Genomic DNA, 13,440 nt, shown 5'->3' on the forward strand with positions numbered 1-13,440 from the left:
GCCTCACACCGCGTTGAGAAGATCATCGAGCATAGCGCTGATCGTGGTCAGCACCCGGCTCGATGCCTGATAGGAATGTTCAAGATCGAGAAGCAGCGCCATTTCGGTATCCATATCGACACCGTTGGCGTTGGAGAGGGCTGCATCTGCCTGGCTGGCAATCGTCGCATTATAGGAGAATTCGCTGTTGGCCTTCTGGCGCTTGCCTTCAAGCCAACTGATCGACGATGAGCTATAGTCCGTCAGGCTGGAATTTGTCGCCAGACCCGCCACCGAATTGAAAGTCATCGGTTCGGAAAACGCTTCATTAAGCGCGCGCAGGCGATCGCTGAAACCAGCCGCACCTTCGGTATTGTATTTGTAGTCAGGCCCGTTGGCTCCGCCATCACGCAGAAGAAGCGAACTGCCGCCTTCAGACGTAACGAAGGCCGAAGATACCTTGATGGTGCCTGCAATGCCTGCCGAGATGCCCGCGCCTGGAACATCCGGCGACCCGGCCCAACTGAACAGACCCGTCTTGTCTGCGCCAACGCCGGTCTGGTCGCTTTCGGCAAACATCGTCACCAGATTGCGCGCAATTTCGTCAAGCTGCATCTGGTATTGCGGGGCGATCTGGTCGCGCAACTGCAGCAAGCCGCTCAGGCGACCCGTTCCATAAGGCTGGTCGAATGTCTCGTGGTTGAGCGGAACGCCATCCACCAGCACCGCCTTGCCTGCAATGCCCGGCGCCAGCACGGTCGATTGCTCGAAGCTCACCTTGCGCGCCGTCGTCTCGAACAGCGTCACTCCGTTTTCAGCAAAAATGACCATGTCATTGTCGCCGCGCATCATGGTGGTGATGCCGATCTCGCCGGAAAGCTGCTTCAGGATCGAGTCGCGCTGATCCATATAGTCGGAGACATCGCGATTGGCCCGCGTGCCACCGACGATCTCCTGATTGACCTTTTCGAACTTGGCGAGAAGATCATTGATGTTGGCGACGGAATCCGCGATTTCGCGGTCCGCATCATTGCGCAGGGACTGGACCTGCTTGGTTCCGGCATTGAGCGCATTGGCAAGCGATTGCGCCGTGGATACGACACTGTCGCCGAGCGCGCTGTTGGAAGGCGATGCGGCATAAGTCTGAAGCGCATCGCGCAGATCGCCGATCAGGGCCGACGGCGAGCCGGAATAATTATCCGCCGAATAAAGCGACGAAAGGCGGTCAAGCCCGCCTGCGAGAATGGAAGAGGAAGAGGCCGTACTGTTCGACTGGATGAACTTGTTGAACAAGGCTTCATCCGCCGACCGGCTGATGCCCACGTAAAGGGAACCATAAGGCCCCGATACGAGAGAAGCCGTGCGCCGGGAATAATCCGGATCGTTGGCGCCCGCAATATTGCGAGAGACAACGGAGGTCTGCTTGGACGTTGCCGCAAGCGAACTTTTGGCCGTCAGAAGAGCAGAACTAAGCGACATCTTACCCCATCCTACAAGTGCAGTCCCGAAGGGCGCGAAACGGTTTCGCGTCCGGAAATGCGGCTAAAACAAACACCTGGAAAGCCCCTGATAATTCCGCTGATATCGGAACTGCCCCGTGTGCGGACCGTGTCTGTTGCCTGAACGGTCCGTATTCTCAATGCGCCAGAGCATTTCCTGTTTTGACTGAAACATCGGAAATACTCTATCTATTTGTTTTTACGCATGTCTTTACCCCGAAACCGATTCCCACTTTCGGGAGACATGCGCTAGTGGTCTGATTCCGGGAAAGGCTTTTCACCCTCTCCCGGAACAGTCCAACTTATCTCTTCAGATTGACCAGCACGTCCATCAGTTCGGAACCGGTCTGGAAGACTTTTGAATTGGCCGTATAACTGCGCTGCGCCTCGATCATGTCGGTCAGTTCCTGCGCAATATCGGCGTTGGATTCCTCCAATGTGCCCGACATGACCTTGCCCATGCCGTCGCTTTGCGGGAAACCAAGGCGGACATCGCCCGATTCCGCGCTTGGCAGAAACACGTTGCCGCTCACGACCGTCATGCGATCCGGGCTCGCGACATTGGCGAGCGGAATGCGCGCCAGAACTTTCTGCGTGCCGTTTTCGTAGATGGCGACGACCGATCCGTCATTGGCCACATCCACGCCCTTGACCGAAGATGGCGCCTGACCGTTAATCTGAGCCTGCGAGATCGTATAGTCACCGGCGCGCTGCGTCGATGCACCCAGATTGAGGTTGAGGTTCTGACCGCCATAAGGTCCAAGATCGACCGCAATGCCACCGGCAGACGTCATGTCGCCCGTTGTCGGATCGAATGTGAGCGTCGTCGGGCCACCGACCACTGCATCGTCGGCAGCATTCTTGACCGTGACGCTCCATTCATCCGCGCCGGTCTTGGTGAAATAGACGTCCAGCGTGATCTTCTCGCCCTTGTCATTATAGGAGATCAGCGACGTCTTGTGATTGAATTCGCCCGCCGCCGGGATCTGATCGGTAGACGGCAAATTGACCGTGAAATTGCCGGACGTGCTGGCCTCCGGCGGAAGTGCTGCGCTGTTGACATTGATGATGTTCAATCCGGCCATTGTCAGCGCGCCAGCCGGATCGTTCGGGCCTGCGCCCAGCAGATAATAGCCGGCTGAATTGACCAGGTTGCCGTTCTTGTCGGGAACGAAGGAACCGGCGCGGGTCAGGAAGGTCGAGCCATCCGCTCCCTGCACCACAAAATAGCCGTTGCCGTCGATGGCAAGGTCGGTCGTGGAGGAGGTGGAACGGATGCCGCCCTGATCGGAAATGCCGTAGCGCACATTGGTCAGAACGCTGCCGGAATTATATTGTCCGCCAGTGCTGGGCAGAACGAGCGACGAAAACTGGGTTTCCGCGCGCTTGTAACCGACGGTGCTTGCATTCGCGATGTTGTCAGCGACCGCCGACAGGCGGTTTGCCTGCGCGTTCATTCCCTAAACACCGGTCCGCATCATACCGTAGAGGCTCATTGGCAGCTCCTGATTAGTTGTAGCAACCAGCTCTAAGTCTGAAACTTTCAAGCTGGAATTCGTAAAACCGAGCGGTGGAATCGGCGCGGCGACCCACTCATCCGCGATAAAGCTAAAGGACCACGCTTGCGTGAAACTGTAGCCTCGGGATTTTCTACGCTTTTACTGGGGGACCGACGCGATTCCGGAAATTCGTAAAAAGGCTCGAAATCGCGATACTGGGGAATGCGGAAGATGCAGCTATATCACTCGATATTGATGCAGTAGCCGAGGAAGCGCTTGGAATCGATCGGATCGAAACCCATCTGCTCACGCAGCTTCTTGCGCAACTTGCTGATATGGCTTTCAACGACGTTCTCTTCGACTTCACTGTCGAAAATGCCGTAGATCGCGCTGAAAATCTGCGCCTTGTTGAGGCGGCGACCGCGATTGGCGATCAAATATTCCAGAATGCGGCGCTCGCGGCGCGGCAGCGGAAAATCGATACCGTTGATCTGCGGGTCGCGGCCATCGGAGAAAACACGGATCGGGCCAAGCTCGGTGCCGCTGTCGTTGGAAGCGGCGGACGCGCCTGCGCGGCGGCGGATCGCATTGATGCGCGCAAGGATTTCACGCACATGCACCGGCTTGCGGACAACATCGTCAACTCCGGATTGAAACAGCTCAAGCGTATGTTCCAGTGACGGGCGGTCGTTGACGGCGATCACAGGCGCCTTGCAGCGTTCACGAATCCGGGCCGGAAGCCGATGCTGATCCGCACATTCGCCAATCAGGAAGGCCTCGACAGCCATGATATCCTGCTGCGGAACGCTCTCCACCCATTCATCGAAATCGGTAGGGGTAAAACCCGTTGTCGTGATGCCCTCGCGACCGAACCAGGAAGAGTACCCTTCAGTCACTAAATCTCTGTCGTCTACGACAACAATCATCGGCCCGCCTTCCGAATCAATATGTTAGCCCAAGCAAGATAGAAATAACTGGCGGAAGGAATCAGCAACAATGGCAATATATTGCCCGCAATATATTGGGAGGTAAATTAGCACATTATAATTTATGAGGAATCGCGCTGATTGCAAAGCGCCTACTTCTTTAGACGTAAGAACCTTAACCGGATGTTAACGGCTCACAAACTTTTACGATTCTTTACAAGGGCTTAAAAATCCACCCGCTAATTTAGTGCATATTAGGCACACCAATCAGAGGTTGAGTGCTATTCAGTCGGGTGCACCTGACGATCTGTTACAACCTGTAAAATTTTAATGGATTGCTGTTCAGCCGAAGCAGAAGCTTCGCGCCTGCGTCGTCCAGTTTCCGAAGCCGGAGGCGACCATATTCGTCATCACGCGACAGACGTAACGCTTCTGGGCGGGGTCGTTATTCGGGCCTGCGTGATAGCGCGCGACAGCCATCGTCCAGTTGCCCTCGCGCTGCCGAAGCTGCTTTAGAAAACGAGCCGCATAATCGACATTCAGGCTTGGCATCAGCATCGCGGCGACCGACGGAAATTCCTTGCCGTGATAGTGGTAATTGATCTGCATACAACCGAGGTCGATCAGTTTCGCACCTTCGGCCCGCACCTCGTCGAAACGTCTCACCGCTGCCATCTGCGACGGCATGAATTCGGCACGGCCTTCAATGTTCATCGCATAGGGTTGCAAGGAATTCTTGCGGCCGGTTTCCGTGAGGCCGACAGCATAGAGGATGCCGAGCGGAACATCGTAGCGGGCAGATGCCCGGTGCATTTCACGTTCGCAGATGTTTTCGGCGCGGGCCGGGTTGCTATCAGACAACCAGGCCGCGGTTGCGACCATCATTGCGAGAAGTGCCGTTCCCGCTGTCCTGAGCGGCTTGCATGTCCGAACGCTCGTGTCCTGCCTGACCGGATTCGCCATTCTGCCTGCCCTCACCGCCCATAAAACCAGCCTGCGCCTGGGCGCCGTTTCGCCCGTCGAAGCCTTGCTGCATGTTGAAAGCCTGCTGCTGGCCCGGTTGCTGGCCCGCATTCTGCGATGCCTGCGCCTGCTGCACGGCACCCGCCGCGTTGCGGTCGGCGACGGTCACCGAAATTTTCGCATCGTCTGCAATACCTGCCGCCTTCAGGGCTTTCTCGATCATCGAGCGGTCGGCAGCGAGCGCTTCCGCCCCATGGGTCTTTTCAGCGACGAGATGCACCTCGACACCTTCCGACCCCACGCGAATGCGGGCCGTCACGGCGCCAAGTTCCACCGGATCAAGCCTGATCTGCAAGGTCTTGACCGTGCCGAAGCTGCGCTCGGAAACCACCTGAATGTCTGCAATCCGGGCCGCCGCCTGCGATGGCGTGGTGGCTGCCTTGATGTCCGCAGGCGCATTGCCCTTTGTGGTTGGCTGCTGCTGGATATCGGTTCTGTCAGGCATCTGACCCGACTGCTGCTGCGCCTGTCCCTTATCTGCTTTCAGAAGGCTGGCGAGATCGTCCCCGGAACTTTCGGCCTGACTATCGCCGATAGCCTTCGGTGCATCCTGATGGATTGCCTGATCCGGTTTGGCGCTGGCCGATGGGGTTGCCGCCGTCTTCGAAGACACCGGTTCAAGCGCGCGTTTCTTCTGATCAGCCTGTAGATCGGCTTGTAGCTCGCCCCCCTGCCCTTCGACCTGTTTCGGGTCGATGTCTTTGATTAAGGCAGAAAGCGGATCCGAGGCATTTGTGTCGTTTTTCGCAGTATTCGGCGTGGAAAAGCCGCGATTTGCCCCTTTCAAATCAGGCGAAGAAGCGTCCAAAGAAAGGAGATTTTGTGGCAGGGCAAACAGGGCGACCGGCTTTGAACCTTCCTCATCCTTCGCATCTGCCTCATCCGAACCCGCATTGGCTTCGCTGTCATCCTTCTTCTCGACCTTGCCCTGCGGCCTTTCGAGAAGTGAACTGAACAATTTTGCCGGATCAGCATTATCCTGTCCCTCGCCCTCGGTTTTAGCCTGGGAAGGACCCGAATTCCGGGCGAGCGAAGCAAGGCGGCTGGTGGAGTTCAGCAAAATATCAATGCTCATTGAACGGTCTTTCCTAGCAAGGCATCGATCTCGGCAAGCTTGCGCCGCGCATCTTCCATCGTTTTCTGCAAGTCGTCTTCCGGCTGGTTCTTGACCGGCTTCATGCTGATTGCCACCGGGGTCGGCTCAGGCTTTACGGCCTCATGCGCCTGCGAATCCGCCACGGCCATCGAAGGCACATCCCGTTCGGTGAGGGCCGGTTTTGCAGGCGGCAAAGCATCTGGAGTGCGCGTAACCACCGTGCCCACCGCTTCGGCGGCCTTCAGCAATTTCCGGTCACGCTCCTGCAATTTGTCGGGCGAAATCTGCGACAGCTCACGCAGCGCGCTACCCGCCGAATCCGAAGCCACATCGCTTGCAGCCGCATAAAGATTGGCGCGGGTTGGGTCGGCTTTCAGTCTGTCGGCAAGCTTTTTCGCCTCGGATGACATGAACCGCGCCCGTTCCGTCTGACCATCGACGAGCGCGCCGCGCGCGATTTGCAGATAAAGCGAATATTGCATCACCGGATCAGCCGATCCGATCAGTTTTGCCAGTTCCGCATTGCCGATACGGTCGTTGAGCTTCACCGCAGCATCGACAAATTGCGCCATGAAATCACGCATATAGGGCGAACGCGGAAAGCGCTGGAGATAGTTTCGTGACAGGAGTCTGATCTTGTCGGCATCGCCAAGCTTGGCTGCAATCGGCATCGAACGACGGATCGCCGCTTCCTCAAACAAGGTGCCCGGCGCTTCAAGCCGCACCTGATCGAGCCGCGTCAAGGCCGTCGCCGGATCGAAGGCGGTCATCTGGCTGGCGGTTACGAGCACGATGGATGCCTTCAGCTCCGCCGGAACATCGGCTGACAGCGGAACCGAGAAAAGCTTCACCACTTCAATTGTCTGGCCGGAAGCATAGGCCAATGCGCCCTTGACCAGTTCCGGCGGCACCGCATCCGTCTTGAGGTCGGCAAGAACCTTGCGCACCGCTTCCGGATTACCGCCGTTGAAGAGATAGATGATCGCCGCATAGACATTTTCCGGATTGTTCCAGACGTCATTCGACGCTCGGCCCATATCCGCACTGACAAAGCCCAGAAGCTTGTTCAGCATCACCACCGCTTCCGGCTTTCCGGCAACAACCTGATCCTGCAACATGCGCAGCGAACGCACGAGCTTGTAGGGTTCCAGCACTGGCAGCGTACGGGTCTCGGCCAATGCCTGCATTTGCGCAATGGCTGGATAAGCCGCTCCCACCAGGGAGAAGCCTGCAACACATGCCAGCAAGGAGCGCATGGCGAGCTGCTTCCCGGATTGCCTCATGGAGCGGACTTCAGGAAAATATCGATGCGGCGGTTCTCAGCCGCATTCGGATCGTTGGTGTTCTTGGGCTGGCGGTCGGCATAGCCTTCCACACGCAGCACACGCTTTTCATCGAGCCCGCCGCGTACCAGCATATAATAAGCCATCTGCGCGCGCGCCGAAGACAGACGCCAGTTGTCATAGGTCGCGCTCTTGAATGGGCGTGCATCCGTATGTCCGCTGATGATGACTTCGCCCGGCTGGCGCGCAATCACCTGCGCTATACGCTCCAGCATCTGCACCACGCGGGCATCCGGCTTGGCCGATCCGATGGTGAACATGCCATAATCGATCTTGTCGGTGAGCTGGATCATCACGCCGCCATCGACCGGAACGACCGTCACATCGGGCATTGGCTCGGCCTTCTTCGCCTCAGCGCCTTCTTTCGCGGCTTCGCCCTCAGCCGCCTTTTTCAGGTCGGCAATCAACTGTTCCTGCGTCTCTGCGGGTTTTGCAGCCTCTTCCGGCTTCGCCTGGGCTGCTTCCGGCGTGGGTGGCGTGGCAGGCGCAGCATCGGGCGGCGTCAAATCATTGACGGCCTTGCTGGACCAGTAATCCGGGCTGAACGGATCGCGATAGGCTTCGCCGCCTTCGGCACCGGTAGCAGGGCCGGATTGCGACGTGCCACCATCGCCCTTGGCGGACTGGTTCTGCAACACACCGGTTTCGTGGGCCAGTTCCGACAGGACCGCATAGGGTTCGCGGAAAAGCTGGCGCTCTTCCTGGTCGCTTGGCAGAGAAACAGTCGTGTCGTTGATGACCTTGGTGCTGTTTTCGATCTGCTGGTCGCTTTCATAGCGAACCTTGCCGTCTTTCTTCTCGACATCCTGCACGCCCTTGGGGCTTGAATGCCGGTCCATCAGTTTGACGGGATTGAAATAGCTGGCAACCGCTGCCTTGGTTTCCTCATTCGCGGCATTGATGAGCCACATGACGAGGAAGAAGGCCATCATTGCAGTCATGAAGTCAGCATAGGCGATCTTCCACACACCACCATGATGGCTGTCATGGTCGTCATGTCCACCCCGGCGAACAATGATGATCTCACGTTTGGTTTCGGGATCGATGCTCATTGAACCGCAGCCTTCAATTCTTCAAGAAGCGGCGCGATGCGTGTTTCAAGCATCCGGTCGCCAAAGGAAAAGGAAAGTTCGTCCGCACCGGTTTCTGAAAACCGGCAACCATGCGGCAACAGGGCCGCATGATCGCGAAGCGGTGCAACCAAACGCGCTGGGCCGGAGATTTCCGGTGCTTCGCCATCAAGCGCCAGCGCCGCAATGCGCCGCGCAAATTCCGCGACCGCCTCACGCTCCATCTTTTCCGCCAGCAAAGGCATCAGGATTTCGGCAATCTGGCCGGAATAATTTCGCTCAAGCGCGGTCAGTGCTTCGGTCAGACTACCCGCCAAGAGCAAAGCCTGCTCACGCGAAAATGCAGCACGCAAGGTCTCGATCTCGGTCTCGTGTTCGCGAACAAGCCGTGCCCTCTCGGCCTCGTAAAGCGCCTGTGCTTCCCTGTGGCCGTCCTCGCGCCCTGCTTCGAATGCCAGGCGCTTTTCTTCCTCGATGGCGATAATGGCGGCGACTTCGGCCTGCTCGGTAGCGGCGGCTTTTTCAGCCGAGACGGGGCGCTTCGCTCCATCGCCGCCCGCCTGTGGCGGGGGCGTTTCTTTCAGCGGCTTCGGCGGCGCAGGCGCGGCAATGATCTCGACCGCCTCATCCTCGATATGATGGGTCGAAAAATCGGGCAGATAACGGCTGAGGGAAAGCGCGCTCATCGTCAGGCCGCCTCAAGCTCCGGCATAGCCGAAGCCTTTACGGCCGATTCCCTCAATGGTTGGGCTTCGCGGCTCGCGGCGGTTTCGTGAATCCACTGCTTGAGAATGGAGGCGACGCGCTCCTCATCCATGTCGATCATCTGTTCCAGACGCAATTTGGCAGGCATGCGCATGCGCTGGCGAAGATCGCTGAGGCTGGTCTTCATCTGGTCAGCATAGGCTTCCGGTCCACCGATAACGGCCTGCACGCCTTCACCAGCCGCCTGACCGCCGACGAAATTCGGCATCGCCACTTCGCTCGTCTCGCGGACTGCTACTTCCGTGCCGGTTGGCTTGGCATTCTGGTCACGCAGCAGCGGACGCAGGCCAAACCAGATCAGGAGACCGACGGCGGCAAGAATGGCGAGCGCATTGACATAGGAACCGCTCTGGCGAAGCACCGTATCGGTCCATGGCGTGGAGACCGGCTCCATATCGGCACCGGCAGGATCCAGGAAGTTCACCGCCGTCACATTGATGACGTCACCGCGATCGGCATTGAGACCGGCAGCGGTTGCAACGAGATCACGGATCTTGGTGATCTGCTGATCGACAAAATTAGCTGGCGGCGGCGTGGTTCCCGCGGTTTCCAGAAGCCGCGCCTGATCGATGACCACGGCAATGGACAGCCGTTTGACGGCATAGCCGTCGCTGACAGTGGAAACCGTCTTGCTGTTCATTTCGTAATTGGTCAGTTCCTCGCGGCGGTCGGTCTTTTCCGTCGAGCTTTCGCCATTGCGGTTCTGGATTTCTTCCTGCGGAATGTTCTGTTCGACGCCGGTTGCATTGTCGTTGCGATTGTTGCGGGAATCGCCGCTTTCACGGACGACACGCACGGAACGCTCGACGCGGGATTCAGGATCGTAGGTCGTCTCGTTGATCTGGCGGCGGTCCGTATCGAGTACGGCCTGAACGCTCGTCTGGAAATGGCCAATGCCGAGATAAGGCGCCAGTGCCTTGCGAATGCTGTCATCCACATTGCCCGCAACCTGTTGCTCCAGAGAAGCGGTCATGAGGGCTGCGCCATTGGCGGCTTCGCCAGCCGATGCCAGCAGGCGGCCGTTGGTGTCGAGAACAGTGACGGCAGAAGCATCGAGAGATGGAACGGCGGCGGCGACCAACTGGCGGATGGATTGGGCGGATTCGGCAGCAAAGCCGCCTTCGGCGCGGATGACGACCGAAGCCGATGGCTTCTGATCACCGCGACGGAACGAACCTTTTTCGGCCAGGACAATATGAACGCGGGCAGCTTTCACGCCACGAATGGCCTGGATGGTACGGGCAATTTCGCCTTCCAATGCGCGCACGCGGGTGATTTCCTGCATGAACGAAGTGAGGCCCAGCGAACCCATATTGTCGAACAGCTCGTAACCGGCATTGTTCGAGGTCGGCAGGCCCTTTTCGGCCAGATACATCCGGGCATTTTCAGCCTTGCCGATGGGCACGAGGATGGACGAACCATCTGCCTTTACGTCGAAGGGAATGCCTGCTTCACCGAGCGCAAGACCCATGCGGTTCACGTCGTCGCGCGAAAGGCCGACATAGAGCGTCTCATAGGATGGGCGGCTCAGATAGATGCTCGTATAGAGGATCGCGCCCATGAGAGCCGCGCCCACAAGTCCGAGCGCGATGAGTTTTCGCGCGCCGAGTTTGCCGAGCGTACCCTTGAGCTGTTCGATCAATTGCTGGAAATTCTGCTGCATCCACACCACCGCCATAATGATGGATGCAAACTAGCCCGCGAAGCTTGCGCGAAAGTGGCGGCTGATGAAGCAAGTGCTTCTGTAAGCTGGAAATGAGCGCAAAGAATTGGGGCGCGGAATAAATCCCGCGCCCCGTTTTCCGCCCAAAAACATCCGATCCGATCAGGTCGGTTCGGATGCGAACCCCTGATTTACCTGAGAACTCGCGAGCGCCGGCAACCCGGCGCCCTTGCTGCTTACTCAGATTAGCCGCGGAACAGCGACAGGATCGACTGGTTCGACGAGTTGGCGATCGACAGAGCCTGAACGCCGAGTTGCTGCTGAACCTGCAGAGCCGACAGACGTGCCGATTCCTTGTTCATGTCAGCGTCAACGAGCGTACCAACGCCCTTCTCGATGGAGTCCTGAAGACCCGACAGGAAGCTCTTCTGGCTGTCGATCTGCGACTTGGCCGCACCAAGCGCTGCTGCGCCGGTAGCGAGAGAAGCGAGAGCGGTTTCAACCTTATCCAGCAGACCGCCAGCGTCGGTGATAGCTGCATCAGTCGTGGCGCCAGTGAAGAAAGTCGCATCAACGATGTCCGTGACCATTGCAGTCGTGTCGGTATCGGCTTTTGCGACCGTGATCTTGTCGATCGTTACGGCAGCGCCCGTACGATTATACGAAGCAACAACTTCGAGATCATTTGCAGGCGACTTCAGCAGGTTCGAACCAGCATAGTTTGCATTGTCGATTGCCGAATTGATATTGGCCTGGATCGACTTGATTTCGGTTGCGATCTTGGCCTTGTCTTCAGCGCTCGCACCGATAGCTGAAACCAGCTTGGTCTTGATCGCGTCAACAGATTCACGAACCTTGTTGATTGCGGAATAAGCCGTGTCAACCTTGCCAGCGCCGAGGCCGAGAGCGTCCTGAACAGCCGAGTTGGCCTTGTTGTCGGACTTCATCGACGTAGCGATGGACCAGTACGAAGCATTGTCCGAAGCTTCGCCAATACGAAGGCCGGTCGAGATGCGGTTCTGGGTCGATTCCAGCGACTTGTTGGTCGAAGAAAGCGTCTGGAGAGCGGTCAGAGCCGACGAATTTGTAAGAATGCTAGCCATAGTTTTTTGCCCCTTGGGAAAAACAATCTGAGGGACAGGCCGGATTTTTAGATTACCGGCATGGTGGAGCGGCATCATGCCTGTTACCGCGTAACGCGCGGAAACCCACCATGAGCCGACAGTTAGAGCTCAAACATTAAATAAAGGCTAATTTATTCGGTCGAAATTTAATGGATTCGCAGATTCTCACTCGGAATTCTGGCTTGCGCGATCCGAAGCGTACCAAAATGGGTCAGGAGAAGGATCGTATGAGGCTTCCGACCAGAATATTCCAGCCGTCGATCAGCACGAAGAACAGAATCTTGAATGGCAGCGAGATCACAGTCGGCGGCAGCATCATCATGCCCATGGACATGGTGAGCGTTGCCACAACGAGATCGATCACCAGAAAGGGCAGCACGATCAGGAAGCCGATTTCAAAGCCGCGCCGCAGTTCCGAAATCATGAAGGCTGGAACCAGCACGCGGAAATCAACGACGCCGTCATCGCCGGTGCGGAACGACGGATCGGCGAGATCTTCAAAGAGCCGCAGGTCCTTGTCGCGCACCTGCCCCATCATGAATTCACGGAAAGGCTGCGATATTTCACCGAATGCAGCTTCCTGCGTGATTTCATTGCGCATCAAAGGCTGCACGCCATTGTTCCAGGCCCGGTCGAAGGCGGGCGCCATGACATAGAAGGTCATGAACAGGGCAAGCGAGATCATCACCATGCTGGCAGGCGCGGTCTGGAGACCCAGCCCTGAACGCAGCAGCGAAAAGGCGATGGCAAAGCGCGTGAAGCTCGTCACCATGATGAGCAGGCCCGGCGCAATGGAAAGCACCGTCAAAAGCCCGAACAATTGCACGATCTGCCCGCTCGCAGCACCGCTGCCCGCAGGCAGAAGATTGTCGAGCGTCAGCGTCTGTTGCGCCAGTTGCGCTTGTGCTGAAACGGTAAGAGCGAGCGTCAGGATGAGGCCGAGGCCAAGGAGTTTTTTCATTCTACGACCAGTGCCGAAATAAAGACCCGGTCGACCGCGCCTTCCGAACGCAGGCGCGCGCGTTCTTCCAAATCGGAGCGGAGATAGGCAAGCCCCGCTGCGCCCTGCAATTGCATGAGATTGACGCTGCGCAGGAAGCTCATGAAATCATCGCCGACGCTTGCCGCCACCGCAGCCGGAATTTCATGGCCCGGCTTTGCCACCAGCGAGGCTTCAAGACGTACCCATGTGTTCTGCGGAATACCGAGATTGGTGATGATCGGCTGCAAGGGCACGACAGTACCGATGGAGCGCGATTCGAAATCGCCCTGCTTCGGCTTGTCTTCCTTGCCGGAGTGTTTGGCCGATGCGAGCTGATCGGCGGAAATCATGCCGCCCATGTACCAGCCGCCACCGCCAGCGATGACGGTCAGGACCGCGACAGCCGCCAGCAGCCCCGTCAGGGAGCCTTTCGCCTTGCCGTCTTTTTCCGTTGCCGTCGTGTCACTCATG

At 57.8% G+C, this 13,440-nt stretch carries 11 protein-coding genes and 1 pseudogene; all 12 read right to left on the bottom strand.

The window, feature by feature from the left end:
- Positions 1–3: 3 nt before the first annotated feature.
- The 12 genes and pseudogenes from flgK to F9K91_RS09415 all read right to left on the bottom strand — a co-directional run bounded on the left by flgK (position 4) and on the right by F9K91_RS09415 (position 13,439).
- Positions 4–1,458: a flagellar hook-associated protein FlgK gene (gene flgK, locus F9K91_RS09355; protein ID WP_151677670.1), complete on the bottom strand. Its 1,455-nt coding sequence runs from the start codon at positions 1,456–1,458 to the stop codon at positions 4–6.
- 322 nt (positions 1,459–1,780) lie between these two features.
- Positions 1,781–2,935: a flagellar hook protein FlgE gene (locus tag F9K91_RS09360; RefSeq protein WP_151677671.1), complete on the bottom strand. Its 1,155-nt coding sequence runs from the start codon at positions 2,933–2,935 to the stop codon at positions 1,781–1,783.
- A gap of 284 nt (positions 2,936–3,219) precedes the next feature.
- Positions 3,220–3,903 (bottom strand): flagellar transcriptional regulator FtcR, encoded by a 684-nt coding sequence (gene ftcR / locus F9K91_RS09365; RefSeq protein WP_061347667.1) that lies wholly within the window; start codon positions 3,901–3,903, stop codon positions 3,220–3,222.
- Positions 3,904–4,245: 342 nt separating this feature from the next.
- On the bottom strand, positions 4,246–4,788 hold the full coding sequence (locus F9K91_RS09370; protein WP_151556692.1) for a transglycosylase SLT domain-containing protein: 543 nt from the start codon (positions 4,786–4,788) through the stop codon (positions 4,246–4,248).
- Entirely contained in the window at positions 4,757–6,001 is a 1,245-nt protein-coding gene (fliK, locus tag F9K91_RS09375) for a flagellar hook-length control protein FliK (RefSeq protein ID WP_151677672.1), read from the bottom strand. The genes F9K91_RS09370 and fliK overlap by 32 nt, the downstream gene beginning before the upstream one ends.
- A gap of 59 nt (positions 6,002–6,060) precedes the next feature.
- A pseudogene (locus F9K91_RS09380) lies at positions 6,061–7,305 on the bottom strand (chemotaxis protein); the annotation flags it as partial.
- Entirely contained in the window at positions 7,302–8,417 is a 1,116-nt protein-coding gene (locus F9K91_RS09385; RefSeq protein WP_151677674.1) for a flagellar motor protein MotB, read from the bottom strand. The pseudogene F9K91_RS09380 and the gene F9K91_RS09385, both read right to left, overlap by 4 nt.
- Entirely contained in the window at positions 8,414–9,121 is a 708-nt protein-coding gene (locus F9K91_RS09390) for a hypothetical protein (RefSeq protein ID WP_151677675.1), read from the bottom strand. The genes F9K91_RS09385 and F9K91_RS09390 overlap by 4 nt, the downstream gene beginning before the upstream one ends.
- Positions 9,122–9,123: 2 nt before the next feature.
- Positions 9,124–10,878 (bottom strand): flagellar basal-body MS-ring/collar protein FliF, encoded by a 1,755-nt coding sequence (gene fliF / locus F9K91_RS09395; RefSeq protein WP_151556699.1) that lies wholly within the window; start codon positions 10,876–10,878, stop codon positions 9,124–9,126.
- 230 nt (positions 10,879–11,108) lie between these two features.
- The gene (locus tag F9K91_RS09405; protein WP_151556701.1) at positions 11,109–11,966 is read right to left on the bottom strand and encodes a flagellin N-terminal helical domain-containing protein; all 858 of its coding nucleotides are present in this window, start codon (positions 11,964–11,966) and stop codon (positions 11,109–11,111) included.
- 232 nt (positions 11,967–12,198) lie between these two features.
- Entirely contained in the window at positions 12,199–12,948 is a 750-nt protein-coding gene (gene fliP / locus F9K91_RS09410; protein WP_151651873.1) for a flagellar type III secretion system pore protein FliP, read from the bottom strand.
- Complete coding sequence (locus F9K91_RS09415; RefSeq protein ID WP_061347658.1) at positions 12,945–13,439, bottom strand: flagellar basal body-associated FliL family protein; 495 nt, start codon at positions 13,437–13,439, stop codon at positions 12,945–12,947. The genes fliP and F9K91_RS09415 overlap by 4 nt, the downstream gene beginning before the upstream one ends.
- Position 13,440 lies beyond the last annotated feature (1 nt).

This window comes from Brucella tritici, from assembly GCF_008932295.1.
Taxonomy (GTDB): Bacteria; Pseudomonadota; Alphaproteobacteria; order Rhizobiales; family Rhizobiaceae; genus Brucella; species Brucella tritici.

Bases quoted from the DNA above. Each gene is read 5' to 3' on its own strand.
- F9K91_RS09390 (WP_151677675.1), bottom strand. From the start codon at position 9,121: ATGAGCGCGCTTTCCCTCAGCCGTTATCTGCCCGATTTTTCGACCCAT.
- F9K91_RS09385 (WP_151677674.1), bottom strand. From the start codon at position 8,417: ATGAGCATCGATCCCGAAACCAAACGTGAGATCATCATTGTTCGCCGG.
- F9K91_RS09370 (WP_151556692.1), bottom strand. From the start codon at position 4,788: ATGATGGTCGCAACCGCGGCCTGGTTGTCTGATAGCAACCCGGCCCGC.
- fliP (WP_151651873.1), bottom strand. From the start codon at position 12,948: ATGAAAAAACTCCTTGGCCTCGGCCTCATCCTGACGCTCGCTCTTACC.
- F9K91_RS09415 (WP_061347658.1), bottom strand. From the start codon at position 13,439: ATGAGTGACACGACGGCAACGGAAAAAGACGGCAAGGCGAAAGGCTCC.
- ftcR (WP_061347667.1), bottom strand. From the start codon at position 3,903: ATGATTGTTGTCGTAGACGACAGAGATTTAGTGACTGAAGGGTACTCT.
- F9K91_RS09405 (WP_151556701.1), bottom strand. From the start codon at position 11,966: ATGGCTAGCATTCTTACAAATTCGTCGGCTCTGACCGCTCTCCAGACG.
- fliK (WP_151677672.1), bottom strand. From the start codon at position 6,001: ATGAGCATTGATATTTTGCTGAACTCCACCAGCCGCCTTGCTTCGCTC.
- F9K91_RS09360 (WP_151677671.1), bottom strand. From the start codon at position 2,935: ATGAACGCGCAGGCAAACCGCCTGTCGGCGGTCGCTGACAACATCGCG.
- fliF (WP_151556699.1), bottom strand. From the start codon at position 10,878: ATGGCGGTGGTGTGGATGCAGCAGAATTTCCAGCAATTGATCGAACAG.
- flgK (WP_151677670.1), bottom strand. From the start codon at position 1,458: ATGTCGCTTAGTTCTGCTCTTCTGACGGCCAAAAGTTCGCTTGCGGCA.